Raw genomic sequence first — 22497 nt, 5'->3', positions numbered from 1 at the left:
TTCATGGCACGGGCCACTGTTCTGACCTAATTGACAGGTTGCATCCCGCAAGATGACGGTTGGGTTTGAACGAATCTCACGAAACAGGTCGCTCCCGGAGCCAACTTTTTGCCGTTGCGTATGATTGTTTGCAAAGAAGTTGCGCGGATGAGAAGTTCTCCCTTGTTTGAATGTACTGAGTTCAAAGATCTTCAGTGATCTCTTGTTAATCGCGGAATCATTATTTTATGGCCAGCCAGACTCACCCGTTTTCTACTTTTGAGAATTCTGAACATTCAGAGCATCTGAGTCATTCCCAGGAGCAAGCTGCTTGGGTCTGTTTCGGTGTCCTGGTGTTGCTGCTGACGCTGGGGTACGGCAACATGCTGTCGTTCACAGCGCACTCCTGGTCAGATGGGTTGTATTCCCATGGATACATCATCCCTTTGATTGCAGCTGGCTTGTTCTGGTATCGCCGCAAGCCTCTTACTGCGGTTCCAAGCATGGAACGATGGATTGGAGTGGGGGTTCTGCTAGTTTGCCTGTTGATGCGTCTCTATGCATCCTATTACGACATGAATCCGCTTGATCGGATGAGCTTCATAGGCGCCCTACTGGCGATCACTTTGATCGTAGGCGGATATGACATGTTGCGGTGGGCCGGTCCTCCACTGGCCTTTTTGATCTTCATGTTTCCGTTGCCCTCTGCTCTTGAAAACACTGTGCTACTCAAACTGCAAAATCTGGCAGCGATGTTCAGCACCTGGACGTTGCAGTTGCTGGGGGTCCCTGCACTTCGTGAAGGAAGTCATATCATCATCGAAAAGCTTCCTTTGGAGGTAGCGGATGCGTGCAGCGGTTTGCGGATGGGAACGATTTTCGGGGCATTGTCCGTGGCTCTGGCGATGATTATCGATCGTCCATGGTGGGATCGGTTGACGATCCTCGTATTTGCGATCCCAGTTGCCCTGGCAACGAATGTGATCCGCATCACTCTGACGGCTCTGCTCTATCTTGCTTTTCCGGATAATGATGCAGTACACCATTACATCCACAATTGGGCTGGATTGGCCATGATGCCAATTGCGCTAGGCTTTTTGTGGATCGAATTGACGCTACTTTCCAAATTGACCATTCCTATGGAATCCGACGATTATGCGAGTTTTAGTGCGGCACATGGCTGATGCTTGATCGCTGGATAGCCCTGGCACAGAGGGCTGCATGTTGCCCTGAGGCCTTATGGCGGTGAAAATAGTAAACGTGGCAGTTGGATTGAAAGCCAGTTATTTGCGTTTCCCCAGGTAAATCATTCCAGGCCCAGGATTTGGCCCGGTAGTTGCGAGCAAGAGTCACAACGGAAATCCCTCATTTCCTCAAGGCAGAGGTGATGTCGGAGAAGGGAACACCAGTCGCTGAAATGCCTTCCCCTTTTCTCAGCTAAGACTGGCCCGATTAAATTAGCGTTCTCAAGATTTTGCGAATAAGTCGTAGTGGACGGCCTTCGCGTGAATCGAGCATTTTCAAAGAGGTTTTCGATGAAACAAGATTCTGGATTTAATGGTTCTGAGGTTATGTATCCTCCAATGACCGTCGATCATGAGCCGACACATTCTATGGTGCCCGCCGGTGCTCCTTATGCGGTCCCCGGTGCTGGAGCATTTCCAGGAATGCAGCCCCGCGGGCCAGAGATTCTCAGCGGTCCGCTCAATCAAACCTGGATCCTTAACTGTCTAAGACGGCGCTGGCTAGCAGCTCTGTTGCTAGGAACCTTGGGAGCGATTCTGGCCGGATTGTTGTTGATGTGGCTTTTCCCCCTTTCATCGCAAGTGGTTTCCTACCTGCAGCTGGAGGATCAGGAAGCGGAGAACATCCTGGACGACAAGCCTCGCCCGATGAATCCGAAAGAGTTTGAAATCTTCCAGCAAACTCAGCTCACATTGCTAAAAAGCCAGTATGTCTTGACAGCTGCCCTTACCCGTCGAGACGTCGCGGAGACCAACGCCGTCGTATCAAATCGCCCAGATGAGCTGGTTTGGTTGAACGATGAATTGAAAGCTTCATTTCCTGGTGAAAGTAAGATTCTTATGATCAGCTATGAAGGGGAGGAAGACCCCGAGGAAATGAAGCTGATCATCGATGCGGTCGTCGATGCCTATCAAGATGAGGTGGTTACTGCGGAGCGCATTAGTAAAACAGAGGCACACACTGCCATGGAGAAATTGCACAAGCAACTTCGGGAAGAACTGCGAGAGAAAATTGACAAAATGCAGACGCTCCAGCAGGAATTTAAAGGTGTAAGTTCGCCCAATGCTCCAGCGGAATTGAACATGCTCATTCGTGATATTGGAACTATCCAGCAGAGAATGTTCGATGCAAAGGAGGAGTTGGTCAATCTGGAAGTCAACCGTGAACTGCAAACTCGCTCGATCCAGAGTCCCGCAGCGATGAAGCAGGCAGTCGCTGAGGAATTGGACAAAGACCCTACATTGTTGGGCTACCAACAAGAGAAATACGCCCTTTCGCAGCAAATTCGCCAATTACAATCGATGACCAAAGGGCCAACCTCCCCTGAAATCAGGCGATTGCAGCAAAGTATTCAGAGTGTATCAGCTGCGGAACAACAATATCGCTCAGAGATGGAAAGCGAGCTCATAAAGCAATATAAAAACGCCCCCAATGATGCGATGCAGTTGGTGATGACGGAATATCTGATGCGTCGAAAGGCCCTCGAACAGTCGCTAGCTGAACTGCAGAACGAGCTAGACCTCAAGAAGGAGGAGATCGAGGCCCTGGGGCAAGAAAATGGTGAACTCGCCATGCTGCAGGCCGAAGTCGAGCAGCTTAAGGAAATTGAACAACAGATGGATTGGCGGCTGCGTGGCTGGAGGATTGGCGACGATACTTCTGGCGAGCGGATCAAGGTGATGCAGAAAGCCTTTGCATCGGAAAAAATCAACGTCTACCAGCGCTATGCAATTGTCGGAATCGGCGGACTGGGCGCGTTTTTTCTGACCTGTTACGGAGTTGCACTCTTGGAATTCCGCAGACGCAAATTGAATTCCCCAGAGGATGTCGACGAAGGACTGGGAATTCGCGTGTTAGGTGTTCTACCGTCCGTCGCATCGCGCAAATCGATGTCACCGGGTAGCACCACGGCAGCTCAGCTTTCTGAGTCGATTGACAATGTACGTGCTACCCTGATGCACGATTCGACCTCACGTCCACGACAAATCGTGTTGGTGGCCAGTCCCTCTTCCATGGAGGGTTCAACCACAGTGGCCAGTCATCTGGCTCTGAGTCTGACTCGAGCCGGACGGCGAACTCTGTTAATCGACGGTGACCTCCGTGATCCATCACTGCACAAATTATTTGGCATGCCATTGGATGATGGTGTGAGTGAACTCCTACGATCTGAGATTGAAATCACTGACGCCATTCGCCCCACGAGTACGGAAGGGCTCTGGATGATGACGGCTGGACAATGCGATATGGATTCCATCCATGCCTTAGCGGCCGGTCAATTGCAACCGATCTTTGAGAAACTACGCAGTGAATTCGATTTCGTGATTATTGATGGTGCCCCTGTCCTAGGACTCTCTGATTCTTTGTCGATCGGCCAATACATCGATGGTGCGATTCTCACTGTGCTGCGAGACCATAGCGGAGTGAAAAGTATTTATCAGGCATCCGAGCTACTCAAGAGCCTGGGTATCCGGCTTATTGGTTGCGTGGTCAATGGCATGCCATTCAAGGCAGATCGCCGCATAACTCGGATTCAGAGCGGACCGAGTAAAGCCAAGCGTTTGCCTGCCGCAACAGAAAACTGATATTCCGGCGGATTTCTTAGAAAGACCCAGAGCGGCGTCGAACCTATGAATGGGTTCGACGCCGCTTTTTTTGTTTCCCTCCCCCTCACCGCGAAGATGCCGGATAACGGTGCCGCGCAGGCTGAATGACTTGCTGTAGACTTGCATAAGCATATGTTATGCTCTGCGAAAGCGAACTTTAGAGCATAAACAGAATCTGGCATCCGATCGGAAACCTCTGGGCACAAAAAATGGATTTGCAGCAGCGATTCGCAGCTCTAGGGCGAGGTATCTACGACCATCACTGGTGGGTCATTGCCGCCTGGATTCTGGCAGTCTGTCTGTTGCGTGTGTTTTCTCCTGAATGGTCGTCGGTAGCCCGCGACGGTGATCTGGAGCAATTGCCCTCCAACACGGCCATCGCACAAGGCGAGAAACTCAATTCAGCTGCGTTCCCATCGGACGTTTCCAAGAGCCAATTTGTCCTGGTTGTCGCTAGGCATGATGGAGAGTTGACGCATGATGACCGAGAATTTGCCATATTGTTGGGAAATAAAATTGGCGAGGCCTTGGGGGAGAATTTCGTCGATGTTTGGAACGAGAAAACACCTGCTATTGGCTCATCCTTGCGAAGTAAATCGGATCAGGCAGTGAGGGTCGTCGTACGGCTTACCAACGAATTCATGGCGACCCAAAATATTGAGTTGCTTCGTCGAACAAAGCAGATCGTGGAAGATGCCTCGAACATTACTCCTACAGGCCTGGAGATCGGCATCACTGGATCGGCAGCGATAGGTGGGGACATGTTGAGTGCGGCCGCGGAAAGCGTTCAAAACATTCATACTACAACCATTGCATTGGTGGCAGCCGCGCTCCTGTTGATTTACCGCTCTCCAAGGTTGGTACTTGTTCCCATGTTGGCGATTGGAGTTGCGACTACCGTTTCAATTGATCTCTTGGCTATCTTGGCCGCTTGGAGTCAACACCATCCAAACGCATGGCCTGAAGTTCACGTTTTTACAACTACCAAGATTTTTGTCATCGTCATTCTGTTTGGATCGGGCACCGACTACTGTTTGTTTCTAACAGCCCGCTTCCGCGAACACCGCTCTGCGGGACTTTCTTTGCGAGACTCTCTGACTGGTGCCATGCAACACGTTGGCACTGCATTGGTGGCCAGTGCCCTAACCACAATCGTTGGTTTGGCGATGATGGGATTCGCAGAGTTTGGCAAGTTTTCTTACAGCGGACCCACGATTGCAATTTGCCTGGCGGTCACTCTATTGGCCTGCTTGACCTTCGTTCCGGGACTCTTGGCGACGCGATTGGGGAGTGGCATCGAACGAGGCAGTGAATCGGACCCGGATAACTATTGGCAAATCTTTTGGGGTCGCTTAGCCGATGCAGTGCTTTCCCGGCCTCGGACGGTTCTCGCCGTCAGCCTGCTATTAGCCATACCATTTGCCTGGATTGGCTGGAATGTGAACGTAACCTACGACTTGCTCGGAGAACTTCCAGCAGAACGCACCTCTCGCCATGGAACTGATATGTTGAAACGGTACTTCCCCCCGGGTGAAATCGGTCCCCTGGTGGTACTCGCTGAGTTGCCATCTGGAAATCTGGACTCGGTGGATGGCCAATTGACTATCGCTGAGCTTGCCAAACCGCTCTACGATCTACCGGGCGTCGAAAAAGTGCGCAGCCTCTATCAGCCGCTGGGAGATCCGCCGGGGTCAGTGAGCCTGTTTTCTAGCGAAGGTTTGCTGGCGCTGGCGGCAAAGGGCAGCCCCCTCACCCAGGCAGTATTCGTCTCTCAGGCACCCGGGCTGGCTGGCCGTGTTACGCGGTTATTTCTTATTTTGGATGCGCAACCTTTTTCACCTGAGGCTGTGGCCAGTTGCAGCGCAGTGGAACGGAAACTGCAAGAGATCGCTAGCGATAATCAATCACCATGGCATGATGCTAGATTTGCATTGGCTGGCCCAACGGTAGGAATTCGTGATCTCGAGCAGGTCACGCTCGCGGACCGAACTCGAATTCAACTATTGGTCACCTTTGCAGTTCTGGTTGTGATCATCCTCCTGCTTCGCAAACCAATGGTTTGCGTGTTTCTTATCGTGACCGTTGTCATGAGTTACTTAGTTACGATTGGCATTATCGATCTGCTGTTCACCATGTTGCGTGGGGAGGGCTATGTCGGACTCGACTGGAAGGTACCCTTGTTTTTGTTTGTACTCTTGGTTGCCGTGGGTCAGGATTACAATATCTATCTGGTAAGCCGCGTCATCGAAGAGCAGCGCGGGGGGGAGCTTCGCGCGGGATTGCGGCGAGCAGTGATCCAAACCGGAGGAATTATCACAAGTTGTGGCATCATCATGGCAGGCACGTTCGTCTCCATGACTACCAGTGAGCTCAATGGCATGATCGAACTGGGGTTCGCCCTCACGCTAGGAATCCTGCTCGACACCTTCGTCGTACGCACGATCGTGGTCCCAGCGTTTCTGGGAATGCTTTCCACGTCCAGATAAGATCAAATTGGAGCAATCTTGCCTAAGTCTCCTGGCACACAGATTTACTTGCCGGATACTAATTTGAGCAAATCACCAATCTTGCGGTGTGCCTCAATCGAGTGGCGCAGTGGTTGATCTTTATGGACAACGTAGCGATTCTTGCGGCCCACTCGTTCGATCTCTATGAATCCTCCCTCCTCCAAATCATGCACAATACGCTGAACGGCCCTCTCAGTGATCCCAACTCGCGCGGCTACTTCTCGAAGAACCAATTCGGAATTGGTATCCAGCAAAATCAGCACGTGTGAATGATTTGTCAGAAAAGTCCAGCCATGCGACGTTTCTCCCTCGTGATGCGCTTGCGGAGTATTCGAGGGTGTCTTGCTGGTCAGATGTCTATCGGGCTTTTTCGCTTTGGTCTTAGCCATGTTTGATGCCTCACAAGGGATTTGACGGCCGGGGAGGCAACGTCAACTCACAAACCAATAGCATACCACAACGAGCAGGAAAAATAATTCGCGAAATAAATGACCTAGATTTACCGAGTTTTTCAGTCTTTGTGGCAATTTGCCAAAAAAACCTCATTAAATTAACGACTTGCAATTGACGATACAAATGTCAGGTATTAATATTCGTGTTATACATGTCGTTTTCAGGAGATTTCGCTGTGATACCTACCTACGCCCTACTGATTTTCGCCCCCCTATCGCTGCTCTTATTGAGCGGTCTGGTCCCTTCGCAATTCGCGAACCAACAGGTCGCTCGTTTTCGTCAAATCGTACTCCTGCTCGCTGGACTACTATTCCTTTCGGCGGTTGCCTCGACTGCATGGTGGGCAATCCAAGGTTCTTGGAGCTGGACTCTCATTGATGGAGGTGGAGGCAAGCATTTTATGCTCAGCTTGCACTTCGACGGGATCAGTGCACTGATGTACTTAATGGTTAGCTTTATTGGATTAGTGGTCTGCCAATATTCGGTACGCTATCTCGATGGAGAAGTGAACCAAGGAAGCTACTTTCGCTGGTTCGCGCTCACACTTGGGGCTGTTTCCATGATGGTTGTCTCAGGAAATCTCTTGCTGTTTGTCGTTGCTTGGGTTTTGACAAGTACCGGCCTTCATCATTTGTTGTTGCATTATCCGGAAAGAGCCGCAGCGCAACGAGCCGCTTGGACCAAATTTGCGATAAGCCGCCTTGGAGATGTGTTCTTAATTTCTGCCTTGTACCTGGTCTTTGCGACTTTCGGTACTTTTGAATTGTCAGAAATATTTTCAGTTTTGAGGGCTCCGAGCGCAGTTTCTGAAGAATCATCTACTGCACTGGTGGCTATCGCCTGGCTGCTTTGTCTGGGAGCTGTGACCAAGTCTGCACAATTCCCTTTTCATACCTGGCTGCCACAAACTATGGAAACCCCCACCCCGGTCTCAGCGTTGATGCATGCTGGTATCGTCAATGCAGGTGGATACCTGGTGATTCGGATGAGCCCTTTGATTTCGCACTCATCGAGTGCGATGAGCACTTTGGCTGTGATCGGAGCCACTACAGCATGCCTGGGAAGTATCGTTATGTTGACTCAACCGAGTGTGAAACGAGCACTTGCGTTTTCCACGATCGCCCAGATGGGATTCATGATGTTGCAGTGTGGTTTGGGTGCGTTCTCCGCAGCAATGCTTCACATTCTCGCCCATTCGCTCTACAAGGCCCATGCGTTCTTGAGTAGCGGGAGCGTTTTACAGCAATCTCAGGCTACGCGTGGCGTGAATCAAAAAGTGCCTGGTCTGATTTGGGGAGTTGTCTTGCTGGTCATTGCTACGCTAACGACTGTAGGCAGCTTGGCAGCAATTACGATGGCAATAGGGTTGAATATCACTGAGAAGCCTGGGGGGCCTGTGTTGGCTCTTATTCTCTGCCTTGCCCTGACCACTTGGGGCTGGCGAGTCCTATCTGCAAGATCCCTACGCACCACTGGCATTGCAATCCTCGGAATCGCTGGCTTGAGCATGTTCTATGTCTTAAGTTACCTCGCGGTAGACAAAATGATCGCAAGCAGCTTGCCAGAGGTGCTTACGCCTGGGCCTTGGTCGTTCGTTGGACCAACTATTGCCGCCGGGTTCTGCTTGCTCTTCGGAGTGCACTGGCTACTTGTTAGTGGTCGTGGACAAGTATGGTTTGCCCCGCTTTACGTGCATGCTTCCAATGGCTTTTATCTAGACACCCTCACGCGCCGCCTCGCGACAACAAGAACCAATAATTTATAGTGAAATTCCTGATCGACTTTTGAAAAGCTTCCAAACAATTTCGATTAACATTGATGAGATGACATAACTATGACTGCTCTATCAACACCCCTTCCGACATCGCAAGTCCTCCAAACCAAGAGTAAAGTAGGGGCAAGTTCTACTAGCCCAGCAATCGAGTTACCTTGCTCCTTGAAGCATATTCTTGACAGTGTTCAGGGGAAGATTGCCCCAGTCTGGCCGCTCAAAGATTATGTGGCTGTCAATCCTTATCAGGGCTATGCGGACCAAAAGTTCTTAACTGCCAGACAAGCATTGAAGAGCTTTTCTGAAGCTGAGTTGTTGATGGACGTCACGTACTACCGGCAACAATTTGAGGACGGACACCTAACCCACGAGGATCTCGAAGCCGCTATCGACGAACTGGTGGCCGACGGAATTGCTGGCTCTGAGTCACTCACTATGCAGGAAGTGTTAGCGCTCTTGCATGGAAAAAGTCCCCAAGGTGTTCTAAAGAACTCTTCTGACCTTGAATCGGATGTGACTTCGTCTTTCCTTGGAACGATTACGTCGATCCTAGACAGCTCGACTGGTTCTAATTGGGCAAGCTTAACGAATGAGGAGATCTCGAAACACTGCGCGTCCCACTACGATCAGGGGCAGTCTCTCTGGCCGAGCCCTTGGAAAGACCTTCCTCTGTATGACGCTTGGCGTTCAATTGCCAGCCATGATCGGTCTATTGAAATCCTTGGAATCGGCGGATTCCGATCGCTCGTGCGGAAGCTCCCCAAGTCCCCTGAATTAGCGATCGCCTGGTTGCTTAACCGCCTTCAGATCCCTTCGGAGCTTTATGAAAAGTACCTATTGAGTCAGTGTTACTCGATACTTGGTTGGAGTTCCTGGACAAGCTTTAAGGCACGAGAAGCGTCCAACAATGGAACAACCTGTGAAGATTTTGCGGGGCTCCTCGCAATCCGCTTAACGTATGAGTACGCAATCTTTGAAAAGTGCGATGTTGAAATAGACTGGAATGCCTCCTCAACAACCAATGTACTATCGAAGAACAACGATCGATGCATCTCACGGCACGCACTGATGAGATTCTTGCTGCTGCGAGGTACTGAAATCGCGTATCGACGAGATCTTTTGGGCAAACTTGCTTGCAAGGGGGAGAATTCCTTGTTGGAACAATCCTCACTTCCCTCAGTGCCTGAACAGAGTAGCAAGCTGGCTCAATTGGTATTTTGCATTGATGTGCGATCAGAATGTTATCGGCGAAACTTGGAAATTGCTGGCGAGAACCTGGAGACCTTCGGCTTTGCAGGATTCTTTGGGTTGCCAATCGAATTCGTCCCATTTGGAGAACAAAAGGGCACCGGACAGGTCCCAGCCTTGATCTCCCCTAAATTCCAATTGCACGAGGAATTGTGCGTAGGAGATGATGCCGTCAATCAAGCAATGGCAAAGAAAATGTCCATCCGGTCTTTGCGAAAAGCTTGGAAGGAATTTCAATCCTCGGCAGTAAGCTGTTTCGCTTTTGTAGAGACCACGGGACTGTTCTACGTAGCCAAACTCTTTCGCCACTTGATGGGTACGAATCCAACCCCGAGCGGCCGCAACGACGGGGTGGAGGCATGCGATAAACACCTGCTTCGACCCACTCTCCGAGGTCTGAACCAACAAGGAATCACAACTTCCGTACAGACCGATTTAGCAGAGGGAATTTTGCGAGGTTTAGGTTTGGTGGAAAACTTTGCCAAACTCGTCGTGTTCTGTGGCCACGGTAGTCGAACAGAAAACAATCCCCTCCAGGCCGGACTCGACTGCGGTGCATGTGGTGGCCACTCGGGTGAAGCGAATGCGAGATTTGCTGCCATGTTGCTCAATCAGAATTACATTCGACAGTCGCTTACCGAACGGGGTATCGATATTCCCAGCGACGTTCACTTCATGGCTGCCCTACACAATACCACCACGGATGACCTGCAATTCTTTGAAGTGCAGGACGTTCCCTCGACTCACCAGGCTGATCTTGAGACACTCTTGGAGAATGCCAAACTGGCTACCCTGCAAACGCGACGGGAACGAATCCCCCGTTTGGCTGGCTCAACCGAAAGTAACTTGCTTCAACGAGCCCGTGATTGGTCGGAAATCCGACCCGAATGGGGCCTGGCTGGTAATGCCGCCTTTATCGCAGCACCCCGAGCGTACACCCAAGCCGCATCACTCGAGGGCCGTTCCTTTCTCCATAGTTACGATTCTCAATACGACCCCGAGTGCAAGGTGCTAGAGCAGATCATGACGGCGCCCTTAGTCGTCGCGCACTGGATCAACATGCAATACTACGCATCCACCGTCGATCCCCGTCACTTCGGTAGCGGTAGCAAAGCCATTCACAATGTGGTCGGGCAATTCGGCATATTCTCGGGTAACGGGGGTGACCTGATGACCGGGTTGCCTTGGCAATCCGTTCACGATGGCAAGTCCTACCAGCACCACCCGCTCCGTTTACTGGCCATCTTGGCTGCGCCTCGTTCAGCCATCGAAGCCATCCTTGCCAAACATGAACTATTGCAGAATTTGGTAGTCAATGGCTGGCTGCAACTGGTAGCCATCGAAGACAACACCCATTTTCGCTGCACCGAAAAGCAAGAGTGGGTCGCATTGCCTGTCAACAACGAGGCATTTCTAGTCGCCTAATGGCAAGACTTGGTTTTCGACAAGACTTTGTAAATTTAGCAACAATATTATTCACTTAACAAACGGATATCTAGCCATGATCACTACAAGAGCCCATGCGCCTGAGAGCATTTTCGTTGACTCGCGTTTCGAGATACTGGATAACAGCTCCGCATCAATTGAAACCTTGGTCATTGCACTCGACGATCCCTACCTGATTCGATGCCTGCGGGAATCTCTCTCCAATGAATCGGCAGCCCTGTTGCCGATATCTGAGGATTCCCTGAATCAGGATGGGCAATCTCTTGCTCAAGAGATTGAAAGGGCTTTGCATAAGCTGGACCTAAGTTCAATAGTATTTGTTGGTCACTCAATGTCTAGATGGGCATGCAGAAAAGGTGTTTCTTCTAGCACAGGAGGGAATGGAGATTTCAGTTCCGTTATCTCAGGAGTCAAGCACTTTCAATCCCAGTCCCAGGAATCTCAAAAGCGTTTCGTATCTCAGTTTCAACAGCTAGCAGAAATCCCGGTGATTGCCTCCAGGGTCAATTGCGAAGAATTGGCGATTTCAGGACTGTTCTACAGAGCCGAAAGTGGATTGTTTCTCGCCTATGATCCCGCTCTAGATCAATTTCAGCCACTCCTGAACTAGCGTACAAGTTGCACTCGGATACTCAAATTTTCGATGGGATTTTCATGTCGTACTCTACCCCAATTCCTACCGCAATAGAGCAAGAGGAGGACCAATTACCAAGTCTCCGTAGCGGCTCGAACCTAGAGAAGTTAGAAGCGGAAAGTATTCATATCCTCCGCGAAGTGGCAGCCGAGTTTGACAATCCCGCGATACTCTACTCGATCGGTAAGGATTCTTCGGTAATCCTGCAACTAGCCCTCAAAGCATTTTACCCTAGTAAACCTCCTTTTCCCTTGTTGCATATCGATTCAACATGGGAGTTTCGGGAGATGATCGAATTCCGGGAGCAGTACGCTCGGCAGAAACTTGGCCTAAACGTGATTGCCTATATCAATCAGGCTGGTGTGGAAGCGGGAATCAATCCTTTCGATCATGGAAGTAAAGTTTACACCGACGTGATGCGGACACAGCCTTTGAAGGAAGCTCTGACCAAATACCGGTTTGACGCTGCAATCGGCGGCGGGAGACGCGACGAAGAGCGCTCTCGAGCGAAGGAAAGAGTTTTTTCATTTCGAGATCGCCAACATCGCTGGGATCCACGAAATCAACGTCCTGAGTTGTGGAACTTGTATAACACTTGGAAAAAATCTGACGAGTGTTTGCGGGTGTTTCCCCTGTCAAACTGGACTGAACTCGATGTTTGGCAATACATCTGGCAGGAAAAGATTCCGATAGTTCCCCTTTACTTGGCAAAGCCACGGCCTGTCGTCGAGCGGAACGGTGATTTGATTGTCGTTGACGACGACCGCATGATGCTCCAAGAGGGGGAATCCCCCGAGATGAAACAGGTGCGATTTCGCACACTAGGCTGCTATCCAGTCACTGGTGCCGTCGAATCTGAGGCCACTTCTATCGAGGACGTTGTCCATGAAGTGTTGACCACGCGCTGGTCTGAACGTCAGGGCCGAGCCATCGACCGCGACGAAGCGGCGGCCATGGAGCGCAAGAAGCGAGATGGTTACTTCTAATCCTATCTCAGTCCCTTCAAATCAAACAATTTACCGCCTAAGCCACTCTGCCCGACCAGGAAATCGTGATGTCTGCAACTGATGCTATGCCCCAACCTAAATCCGAAACTCCCGATTTATTGGCTGCTTTAACCGATAAGGAGATGCTTCGGTTTATCACATGCGGTAGTGTGGACGATGGCAAGAGTACGTTGATCGGGCGGCTCTTACTTGAAGCAGGGGCGCTCCACGACGACCAACTTGACGCACTTCGCCGCGATACAAACAAGCATGGCACGACGGATGACGAGTTCGATACGGCTCTGCTCTTAGATGGACTCGAAGACGAGCGTCAGCAAGGTATTACCATTGATGTCGCTTATCGGTATTTCACGACCGCCAAGCGTAAGTTCATCATCGCCGACACACCAGGGCACGAACAGTTTACACGCAACATGGCAACTGGGGCCTCCACTGCTGATCTTGCCCTCATTCTGGTTGACGCAAGCAAAGGGATCCTTACCCAGACCAAGAGACATGCCTTCATTGTCTCGCTATTGGGCATCCGCCATGTCGTTCTGGCCGTTAACAAGATGGATCTGGTCGATTTCGATCGCTCGGTCTTCGAGTCTATCTGCGAAGACTTCAAAGAGTTTGCCTCTAGCCTTGATGTCCCCGACATTCGTTTTGTCCCCTTGTCGGCTCTGAAAGGAGACAATGTTGTTCAGCCGAGTGCGAACACCCTCTGGTACGAAGATGGTTCGTTGCTGCACCTCTTGGAAAATATTTACATCGGTTCGGACTCCAATACACGAGACCTGCGGTTTCCCGTTCAATGGGTCAATCGACCGGATGCGACTTTTCGCGGGTTCAGTGGTTCGATCGCTTCGGGAAGAATACGAGTTGGCGATGAAGTCGTAGTTCTGCCCTCTCAAAAGACAAGTCGCATAAAACGCATCGTCACGCACAATGGGGATCTGAAGGAGGCGGAGGCGCCTCTTTCAGTGACGATCACTTTAGAAGATGAAATCGATGTTGCTCGGGGCGACATGATCGTCCGCCCGGGCAATCGGCCTCAAGTCCGCCGCGAGATTGAGGCGCTTTTGGTCTGGATGTCGGAGCAACCGCTCGCCACGGGCAAGTCATATTTCATGAAGCACACTACACGCAAGACATCTGCGGAAGTTCATGAAGTTCGTTACCAGATCGATGTCAATACGCTCCATCGCTCTGCCAGTCTCTCCTTGCGACTCAACGAGATCGGACGTTGCCAGCTTACACTTCACGATCCGATCATGGTCGACGACTATCGGCACAATCGTCAGACAGGAGCCTTCATTCTTGTCGATCGAATCACAAATGAGACCGTGGCAGCGGGGCTCTTTTTTGATACCGAGGGTGAAAGCAGTCCCGCCGAACACTGGGATGACAAGCCCCAGGGGATCCATCTTCAACGAGCGATTAGCCATGTCCCTGAAACCCAACGGGCGGTTCGCTACAACCAACAACCAATCACCATATTGCTGACGGGTTTGAGTGGTTCAGGCAAATCGACGATCGCACTAGAATTGGAGCGACTGCTATTCTCATCAGGCAAGACTTGTGTTGTACTCGATGGGCAGAATATGCGTTTCGGTATCAGCCGAGACCTCGGGTTCTCGGCCGAAGAGCGTTCCGAAAACCTACGCCGTGCTGCCGAAATAGCCAAAATCCTGAACGATTCAGGCTTGATCTGTATTGCCGCGTTCGTTGCTCCGCATCAAGATGTTCGCACTCGCGCGAAACAATTGATTGGCCCGGATCGCTTAGTGCACATCCACCTAGATGCACCCGTAGAAATTTGCCGCCAACGTGATAGTTCCGGTCGGTACGTCTCTGCGGATCGTGGTGAAATCAGCAATTTCCCGGGAGTAACTTCTACTTACGATTTGCCACAGGACGCCACGTTGGTATTGAGGACCGATAAGTTGTCGTCAGAACAGTGCGTCAATGAAATCCTGGAATTGCTTGCCAACAATGGTAAACTTTCTATGTCGTAGGATATGATCCGGGCCAACCATTGGGAATTCCTCTCGGTTGACCAGCGACTAATATGGATCATTAAACCCAACACAGCTCTTGCTCGTTGCTATGTCGAAATCGCAGCTTGCCCACAAGATATTCTTGATTCGTGTCTACTTGCGTCGCACTACGAGGCCGATCAAGCTCAAACCGACAAGCAGCAATGTACCGGGTTCGGGGACGACGTAACGGACGGTGACGAAAACTGCAGGTTCAATCACATGATTAGGTGGAGATTGCCCCGTAAAGAGCAGTGCATTCGTATCATTCCCAAGGTTGGTTCCAGGAGCAATCCAGGTAGGAATATCACCAGGTTCAAAGCTGCCGGTCGCCAACTGGACTCCACCAGTGAAAGTACCCAAATCCGCATTTGAGCCGAATACTATCAGCCCCGGATCATCCACGTACGAGGAGGGAAAACTTCCTCCAATTACGCCGACATCTAACGTGGGATCAATAAGGTCATCTCCCTCTACAATTTCGAGCCGAGTTCCACCAAATATGGCGGACTGTTCCACTTCAAAGCCTGCCGGAGTCAGAAAGCCTGTTAATGGATCGAAGTTGAGAGAGCTAGAGACAAAATTGAGCACGATAGCAGAAAAGCCCCGCTCATCTGCTTTTGCCACCGCGGTCCAAGTACCACCTGAATTAAAATCGGCGGAGTTGTTGAATTCCAGGTTCAAACTGAACCAAGCATTGCCGGCGGAAGAGCTACTCGACAAGAGGCCCATACTTAACAGCGCGGCAAACACAAAGTGAGATCGTTTCATTAGACTACTCCTGAGTTGTGAGACCGAAAAAATGCCCCTGAATCTAGTTGGCCGGAAGTCAAAGCATCTGTCACGCCAAGCGGACTGACGCGATTCTAACAAGTAGATTTCTGTCAAGTCAATTAAGTATTGAATTCTTCACTTTTTGGCCCCATTGGCGTTGTCAGCCAAATAAGTCTATTCTGCCCTTTTCCTGCGAAGTTGCTGTTTCACTGGATCTTGGTGATTGATCGTAATGACTACCCAACTCCACGCCCCTGGCCCCCCCGCTGGACTCTTAGGGTTAAAACTCGCTCGGCGATTCTCGCGCGATCCGCTCGCCTTTACCACCGAGATGGTCCGTGAGTACGGTCCGCTTGTGCATCTACAGTTTGGACCGCAACATGCCTTTATCGCTGCGGGGCCCGATGCGATTCACGAAGTGCTAGTCGCGGGGAGCCGCACCTTTCGCAAGGAACCGCGCACCCGCAATGCTGTCCGCAAGATCGACGGCGAAGGGATCATCACCACCGAAGGGGATTTCTGGCTGCGGCAGCGACGACTTGTGCAAAAGGGATTTAGCGCGGATCGCATGGCCCGCTATGCAGAGGTGACCTCGCGGCGAACTGATCAGATGATCGCCCGCTGGCCTGACTCGGGTGATCTTGAAATCTGCGACGAGATGACCTGTCTCACGCTCGAAACTATCGCCGAGACGATGTTTGAGGTCGACATGGCCGCCGACTCGCGTGAATTGGCCGAGCAGGTGGAATATCTGTCGGAGCGTCTCGTGGTAGAACTCGGCAGCCCGTTGCAGTTGCCCGATTGGTTTCCACTCCCCTCAAAACGCAAAAAGCGCCATGCTCTGCGAGCTTTGCACGGCATGATCCGCCGCGTGGTGGAAATTCGCCGCCAGTCGGGCAGCATAGATCGTGGTGATATGCTCTCGATGTTGCTCACAGCTGTCGATACCGAAGGGGACGGCGGTCAAATGACTGACCAACAGGTCTGCGACGAAATCACGACCCTCTTTGTCGCCGGGTACGACACGACCGCCTCAGGTCTAGCCTGGACTTGGTATCTGCTGGCTCAGAATCCAGAGATTGCCGAACAAGCCACTGCCGAAGCACAGTACGTGCTAAGCAGTCGCTCGGCTTGCTACGAAGATTTCGAACAGCTCACTTTGATCCGCCGTGTGATCCAGGAATCGCTGCGTTTGTATCCCCCAGCGTGGTTGTTGATGCTTCGCGAGGCGACCATTGATACACAACTCATGGGCTACCATGTACCTCGCAAGAGTTGGATTTACCTCGCCCCCTGGGTCACCCACCGCAGCGCTCGCTGGTTTGCCGACCCGCTAAAGTTTGACCCAGAGCGATTCACTTCAGGTCGGATCGCCGAAATTCCGCAGCACGCTTACTACCCTTTTGGCCTGGGACCCCATCGCTGCATCGGCGAGCGCCTCGCGCTCTTGGAGATGACGCTCATCGTTGCCACAGTATTGCGCAACTTTGGCATGACCCTCTCCGCCGATCAAGGTCCAGTCGAAGTTGAGCCCCACACCGCCATCCGCCCGCGTGGCGGCTTGCGACTACATGTCGAACGACATGTTGCCGGCTAACGCTCCACTTATCCAATTGTTTGAGTAACAAAAGTTCGTCACTCATTCACAACGGCAGGTTGTTTCTTCCTGTTCTGCGTCTCGACATACTCCTTGGCCTTCTCAAGATAAGCCGCGTCGCGCAATCCCACTTGCTTTGCTTCAAGCTCGGCTGTGACGGGATCAAGTTCGTCATCGAGCACCCGATGGGCATACCAGATTGCACCCACACGATTGGCCGAGCCACAATGCAGCAGAGTCGTCCCACTCTCCTCGTCTCGCAGAGCGCCGAGCACTTGGTCGAACACCGTGCTCGTAAGTTGCTCTTCGCCGCGGAAAGGCACATGGACATATTTCATACCAGCCCGCTTAACCGCTGCCCCTTCATTCCAAGGGAGTTCCTTATCAGGGCGGAGATTGATGATCGTCCGCATGCCATCCGCTTTGAGCTCCAGCAAATCCTCCTCGGTCGGCTGACCGGCGAGATACACCTTTCCAAATCGATGGACCGGTGTGGCGTGACCCAACTCGCATTTCTCCAGTTGCGTGGCCGAATCCTTCGTGGCAGCAGGCACTTCTTGCGCGACCTGCGCCTGAACCAAATTAAATGTGTATCCGAAAACTACGAACGCAACTGCCAACGAGCGGAGCATGATGACTTTACCTTTGAAAAAACAGCCTGCCTGGAGTAGGGACAACCCGATATACTGACCTATTGTAAGTTCGAGAAGCCCTAATGGCCACTAACCTCTGCCCTTTAGCCACTAACCTCTACTCCACTATGGACAAAGTCGGCATATCATTCTGCTCGACTCTCTCTGCAGAGGAGGTCCGCGCAAAATACATCAATCCCTTGCGCTCCGCGCTGCGTCTCGCCAAGGCCGGGATCTATTCCAATCATCTCAGGCAAGTCGATCCCCAAGCAACGACCACCGAACACCTGCTGGTCTTTGAAGTCCACCGCTTCAAAGAGGGCCTGCGGATATTGCGCACCGAGTTAGAAAAGGTTGGAGTACCCGAGGGGCTTGCCCTGCACAATCTGAATCCATCGCAACCCGGATACTAGAAAATGCGGAGTGAAAGAGAATGCAACCTATGAATGTCAAAAAATTTCCCCTCTTATTTCTAATCGTGCTGATCGTGGGACAGTCTATCTGCTTGCCGGTCTCAGCAAATACAACGCCGGCGATTGGCGAGTGGTTGGATGAAAACCTTGCAGACTATTCTGCGTTATACAAAGAATTGCATGCCACACCAGAGTTGTCTTTCGAGGAAGAAAAGACCGCAGCCAAGATGGCGGCGACCGTTCGCGGTTTTGGGTTTGAAGTTACTGAGCACATCGGCGGACACGGGGTCGTCGCGGTACTCAAGAATGGCAATGGCCCAACACTCCTCTTACGGGCCGACATGGATGCCCTGCCGGTGGCTGAAGAAACCGGCCTGCCTTACGCTTCACAGGTTCGCACCACAGACCAGCGCGGCGTGACGGTCGGCGTAATGCATGCTTGCGGTCACGACATGCATTTGACTGTGCTGCTCGCGACACTCGACTATCTGGCCACCCACCGCGACTTGTGGCAAGGCACTCTAGTTGCCATCTTTCAACCTGCCGAGGAACGTGGTGCCGGGGCCAAAGCCATGATCGCCGATGGGCTGCTGACGAAGTTCCCCCGCCCCGAATTCGCGCTGGCTCTGCACGTTGCCGCTGAACGGCCCGCCGGCAAGCTCGGCATCGGCAGTGGCTATACCCAAGCTAACGTTGACAGCGTCGACATCACGATCCGCGGCCGCGGTGGTCACGGTGCCTGGCCCCATCAAACCATCGACCCCGTAGTAATCGCGGCCAAGTTGGTGCTCGACCTGCAAACCATCGTCAGCCGCGAGATCAAACCGACTGAACCCGTCGTCATTACCGTCGGCTCTATCCACGGCGGGACGAAGCACAACATCATCCCCGACGAGTGTAAACTGCAGCTTACCGTCCGAACCTATTCCGACGAGACCCGTGCTCAAGTCGCGGATTCAATCCGCCGGAAGGCACTAGCTGCTGCCGAAAGTGCCGGCGCACCCGAGCCGATCGTCGAACAATCCGAAGGAACGCCAGCGCTCTTCAACGACCCCGATTTGACCGCTCGGCTCCGACCAGTTCTCCACGACTCGTTGGGCGAAGACAACGTTGAAGTCATGGAGCCGACCATGGGTGGCGAAGACTTTGGTCGCTACGGCCGTGCCGGCGTACCCATCCAAATGATGAGCCTTGGCACCGTCGATCAAGAACGTCTCGACGAGTACAAAGCAAACGGAAGCGTACCCTCGCTCCATTCAGCCAAGTACTACCCCACTATCAACCCCAGCCTCCGCACCGGAGTAACAACCCTCACTAGCGCCGTCGAAGACCTGCTCCCACCTAGGAACTAACGTTTAGCCGCGACTCGGAACGACAACGTAGAGGAGCGCGTCCGCAGCATCGATTCTGACTCGCTTCGCTCCGCCGAGCAAGACTCGCCATCGCGGCGCGGCTAACTCACTCCTGCACCATAAACTTCGCGTTACGCGTCGTATCTTTGGGCCCATAGTCGTAGAAGCGGTATTGCTTGGTGACTTTCGCCCCTCCTTTTTTGAGCGTCTTGTAGGAGAGGTCGTTGCTCTCCAACACCCAAGAGAACTCCGCTTCTTTGATGCCCCAGGCCAGGGCGTCGGGGACGAGGCGGGCGACCAGGGCGATGCCGATGCCCCAGCTTTGGTACTCGGGGAGTACATTCGTACTGATGAGCCGTACGCGAGTCAGTTCTTTGCGTTTTCGCAACAACTTCAAGAAACCGAAGGGGAACAATTTACCATCGATCTCTTTGACTCGTGGGTTGTAATCCAACAAGCCAAACATCGTGCCGACCGGCTTGCCATCAATCTCGGCGATTGTCGTAAGTTCGGGGACAATCATTTGCTTGAGTCCGGCAGCCTGTTTTTTTACTTCCCCTTTAGACATGGGCACAAAACCCCAGGTCGAAACAAGCGACCGGTTATAGATATCCAAGAACGTATTCACGTCTTCGCTAAATCGCCGCGTATCCATCCGTCGGCACTTAAGTTCAAAACGATCAAGCAAGATGTGGCTCAACGAATACAGACGCTTAGAGACTTCTTCGAGCATGTCGACATGGCCCCAAAAAGCGTAGGAATCCTGAGCCTTGCGAAAACCATAGTTCTCGATCAGACGACCATAATACGGCTTGTTGTAGGTCATCATGAACCACGGCCCTTCGTTGAAACCGTCAATCAACAACCCGCATTCGTAGTTGAGCGACGGATTCATCGGCCCGCGAATCGCTTCGATGCCGCGTTTGGCAAACCAGGCCCGACCCGCGTCGAACAGCCGACCGACAACCTCTTCATCCTCAACCGTTTCAAAGAATCCGAAAAAGCCTCGCTGTTCGTCGTACCAACGATTGTGCGCGTGATTCACGAAAGCGGCGATCCGCCCACACGGCACGCCGTCCCGGAGGGCAACAAAGGTCTGGATCTCAGCCGTATCGTAGAAGGGATGATACTTGTAATTGAGCAGTTCCTTCTGCACAAGCCGCAGTGGAGGAACCCAATGGGGGTCGTCCCGATACAAATCCCACGGGAAATTGAAAAACAGCTTCCGTTCGTGCCGGTTGGAAACAGGAATCACTTCCAGGTGTGGCATGGCCGTATTGGGGAAACGGGTGAGGGTGTAGCAAGAAGGATCGGGAAGAACTGCCACTGTAATCGCGACGCTGTGAACTGGTCAAGGAAAGAATTGTGCTTGCAGCCTCTGACTCTCTCGAAAGTAATGAACAGGAGGGCACGCTGAGAACAATGGATATTGATGATTGCCACAAAGAACACAAAAATATGCGAAAAAATGAGGCTACTCGCCAATCTGATTTCCCCTTTTTATGTACTTCATGGCAGACATATCAATAGATACTTTTCGACTAGGGAAACCTTGTTCTCGACCCTCAGTTCGCACCTCTTCCCAAAAATTGCGCAGAATTGGCAAACCCGAATCGTTTGTAGTGCTGAGAATCCCCAAGTTGACCTTGACGCCCGCACAATCTATCGCAATTTTGCTATGTTGACCTGACTGGACGAATTGGCCTGAACTACTATGAAGCGGATGCAGCATGAACAAAGCGCTGGTCACCGGAGCAACGGGATTTGTCGGCTCAAATCTGGTGTTCGCGCTGCGCAAACTCGGTTGGTCGGTGCGGACTTTGGTGCGTGATCCGACTCGCGCCGTCCACCTCGTAGAACGGGACGCCGAAATTGTGACCGGATCGCTCCAGGTTCTCGAAACACTCGTTGAAGCAGTCTCCGGGGTCGATGTCGTCTTTCATGTTGCTGGGCGCGTGGCCGCACTCAACCGGCAAGAATTCTACGAGGACAATGTCGTCGGCACACGCACCGTGATGGAAGCCTGTGCCGAACAAGCAAGTCCACCCACTGTCGTGATGGTCAGCTCTCTCGCGGCAGGTGGCCCAAGTACGCCAGGCACTCCTAGGTGCGAAACAGATCCGGACGTCCCGGTCTCGGCCTATGGCGAGAGCAAACTCGCAGCCGAGCACGAAGCCAGCAAACTATCCGACCGCGTCCCGCTGACCATTATTCGACCTCCGGTGGTCTTTGGACCAGGAGATCGCAATAGTCTTAAACTATTTCAGAGCATCTGCATGACTCGACTCCATGCGGTCCCCGGCCTGCGTTCAATGCCGATGTCGATCGTGCATGTGGCCGATCTGTGTACAGCCTTGGTTCAACTGTCCGAGAGTGGAACGCGAATGCAGCCTACTGCTGATCATTCGACGGGTGTGTACTGCATCACCTCTGGTCGCACGATCACCTACAGCGAATTCGGCCGACTCGCCGCAGCTGGATTAGACAAGCGAGTGATTGTGCTCCCCCTCCCCAAGACGATGTTCTGGATCGTCGGAGGAGTGATGGAAGGAATTGGCCAAGTGCGGCGCAGGCCAAGCATTTTCAATTGGGACAAAGTCCACGAAGCCGTCGCGAGTGGCTGGGAATGCACCGACGAAAAACTGCGCCACGACGTGGGATATGCTCCCGCTGCTCCCCTTGAACAACGTTTCAACGAAACCGCCGCCTGGTACCGCGAGCAAGGTTGGCTAAAAAGCTAATGTATGTTCGTTGACTGTTGTCCGGAGTCAGTTGTTTACCTAGTATCCCTAACCACTAACCACTTATCTACTTTCAA

The 22497-nt window shown here is 52.1% G+C and carries 16 protein-coding genes; 12 read left to right on the top strand and 4 right to left on the bottom strand.

Annotated features, from left to right (window positions below; translation table 11 throughout):
* Window positions 1-227 precede the first annotated feature (227 nt).
* The 3 genes from Pla144_RS03665 (at window position 228) to Pla144_RS03655 (ending at window position 6313) form a co-directional block, all read left to right on the top strand.
* On the top strand, window positions 228-1163 hold the full coding sequence (locus Pla144_RS03665) for an exosortase/archaeosortase family protein (RefSeq protein WP_146447944.1): 936 nt from the start codon (window positions 228-230) through the stop codon (window positions 1161-1163).
* Window positions 1164-1514: 351 nt separating this feature from the next.
* Window positions 1515-3806, top strand: coding sequence for a polysaccharide biosynthesis tyrosine autokinase (locus tag Pla144_RS03660; RefSeq protein WP_146447943.1), 2292 nt, complete (start codon window positions 1515-1517; stop codon window positions 3804-3806).
* A 230-nt stretch (window positions 3807-4036) separates the two neighbouring features.
* Entirely contained in the window at window positions 4037-6313 is a 2277-nt protein-coding gene (locus Pla144_RS03655; protein ID WP_146447942.1) for an MMPL family transporter, read from the top strand.
* 44 nt (window positions 6314-6357) lie between these two features.
* On the opposite strand, the gene Pla144_RS03650 is transcribed toward Pla144_RS03655, so the two are convergent.
* Window positions 6358-6723 carry a helix-turn-helix transcriptional regulator gene (locus Pla144_RS03650; RefSeq protein ID WP_146447941.1) on the bottom strand — a complete coding sequence of 122 codons (366 nt, stop codon included), beginning with the start codon at window positions 6721-6723 and terminating at the stop codon, window positions 6358-6360.
* Between the two features lie 239 nt (window positions 6724-6962).
* Between Pla144_RS03650 and Pla144_RS03645 the strand changes: the two genes are divergently transcribed.
* The 5 genes from Pla144_RS03645 to cysN all read left to right on the top strand — a co-directional run bounded on the left by Pla144_RS03645 (window position 6963) and on the right by cysN (window position 14890).
* Window positions 6963-8552, top strand: a complete 1590-nt coding sequence (locus Pla144_RS03645) for a proton-conducting transporter transmembrane domain-containing protein (protein ID WP_197530362.1) — start codon at window positions 6963-6965, stop codon at window positions 8550-8552.
* Window positions 8553-8621: 69 nt separating this feature from the next.
* Window positions 8622-11231, top strand: coding sequence for a YbcC family protein (locus Pla144_RS03640; protein ID WP_146447939.1), 2610 nt, complete (start codon window positions 8622-8624; stop codon window positions 11229-11231).
* A 76-nt stretch (window positions 11232-11307) separates the two neighbouring features.
* A complete protein-coding gene (locus Pla144_RS03635; protein ID WP_146447938.1) occupies window positions 11308-11862 on the top strand; it encodes a hypothetical protein in 555 nt (184 codons plus the stop codon).
* A 44-nt stretch (window positions 11863-11906) separates the two neighbouring features.
* Window positions 11907-12872: a sulfate adenylyltransferase subunit CysD gene (gene cysD, locus Pla144_RS03630; RefSeq protein WP_146447937.1), complete on the top strand. Its 966-nt coding sequence runs from the start codon at window positions 11907-11909 to the stop codon at window positions 12870-12872.
* Between the two features lie 68 nt (window positions 12873-12940).
* The gene (cysN, locus tag Pla144_RS03625) at window positions 12941-14890 is read left to right on the top strand and encodes a sulfate adenylyltransferase subunit CysN (protein ID WP_231936145.1); all 1950 of its coding nucleotides are present in this window, start codon (window positions 12941-12943) and stop codon (window positions 14888-14890) included.
* Between the two features lie 135 nt (window positions 14891-15025).
* Here the strand turns inward: cysN and Pla144_RS03620 are convergent, their stop codons facing one another.
* Window positions 15026-15682, bottom strand: a complete 657-nt coding sequence (locus Pla144_RS03620; RefSeq protein ID WP_146447936.1) for a PEP-CTERM sorting domain-containing protein — start codon at window positions 15680-15682, stop codon at window positions 15026-15028.
* 235 nt (window positions 15683-15917) lie between these two features.
* Here Pla144_RS03620 and Pla144_RS03615 point away from each other — a divergent pair, with 235 nt between their 5' ends.
* Window positions 15918-17282, top strand: a complete 1365-nt coding sequence (locus Pla144_RS03615; RefSeq protein ID WP_146447935.1) for a cytochrome P450 — start codon at window positions 15918-15920, stop codon at window positions 17280-17282.
* Between the two features lie 38 nt (window positions 17283-17320).
* Here Pla144_RS03615 and Pla144_RS03610 read toward each other — a convergent pair whose 3' ends face one another.
* The gene (locus Pla144_RS03610) at window positions 17321-17914 is read right to left on the bottom strand and encodes a beta-lactamase hydrolase domain-containing protein (protein WP_146447934.1); all 594 of its coding nucleotides are present in this window, start codon (window positions 17912-17914) and stop codon (window positions 17321-17323) included.
* 83 nt (window positions 17915-17997) lie between these two features.
* Here Pla144_RS03610 and Pla144_RS03605 point away from each other — a divergent pair, with 83 nt between their 5' ends.
* Both Pla144_RS03605 and Pla144_RS03600 read left to right on the top strand, forming a co-directional pair.
* Entirely contained in the window at window positions 17998-18327 is a 330-nt protein-coding gene (locus Pla144_RS03605) for a hypothetical protein (RefSeq protein WP_146447933.1), read from the top strand.
* A 29-nt stretch (window positions 18328-18356) separates the two neighbouring features.
* The gene (locus Pla144_RS03600; RefSeq protein ID WP_146447932.1) at window positions 18357-19679 is read left to right on the top strand and encodes an amidohydrolase; all 1323 of its coding nucleotides are present in this window, start codon (window positions 18357-18359) and stop codon (window positions 19677-19679) included.
* 106 nt (window positions 19680-19785) lie between these two features.
* Here the strand turns inward: Pla144_RS03600 and Pla144_RS03595 are convergent, their stop codons facing one another.
* A complete protein-coding gene (locus Pla144_RS03595; RefSeq protein WP_315851782.1) occupies window positions 19786-21006 on the bottom strand; it encodes a GNAT family N-acetyltransferase in 1221 nt (406 codons plus the stop codon).
* A 403-nt stretch (window positions 21007-21409) separates the two neighbouring features.
* On the opposite strand from Pla144_RS03595, the gene Pla144_RS03590 reads away from it, so the two are divergent.
* Window positions 21410-22420 (top strand): NAD-dependent epimerase/dehydratase family protein, encoded by a 1011-nt coding sequence (locus Pla144_RS03590; protein WP_146447931.1) that lies wholly within the window; start codon window positions 21410-21412, stop codon window positions 22418-22420.
* Window positions 22421-22497: the final 77 nt, after the last annotated feature.

The sequence above is a fragment of the Bythopirellula polymerisocia genome, from assembly GCF_007860015.1.
GTDB classification, from domain to species: domain Bacteria; phylum Planctomycetota; class Planctomycetia; order Pirellulales; family Lacipirellulaceae; genus Bythopirellula; species Bythopirellula polymerisocia.
The sequence above is the reverse complement of the archived record's forward strand: the minus strand, read 5'-3'. Positions and strand labels throughout refer to the sequence as shown.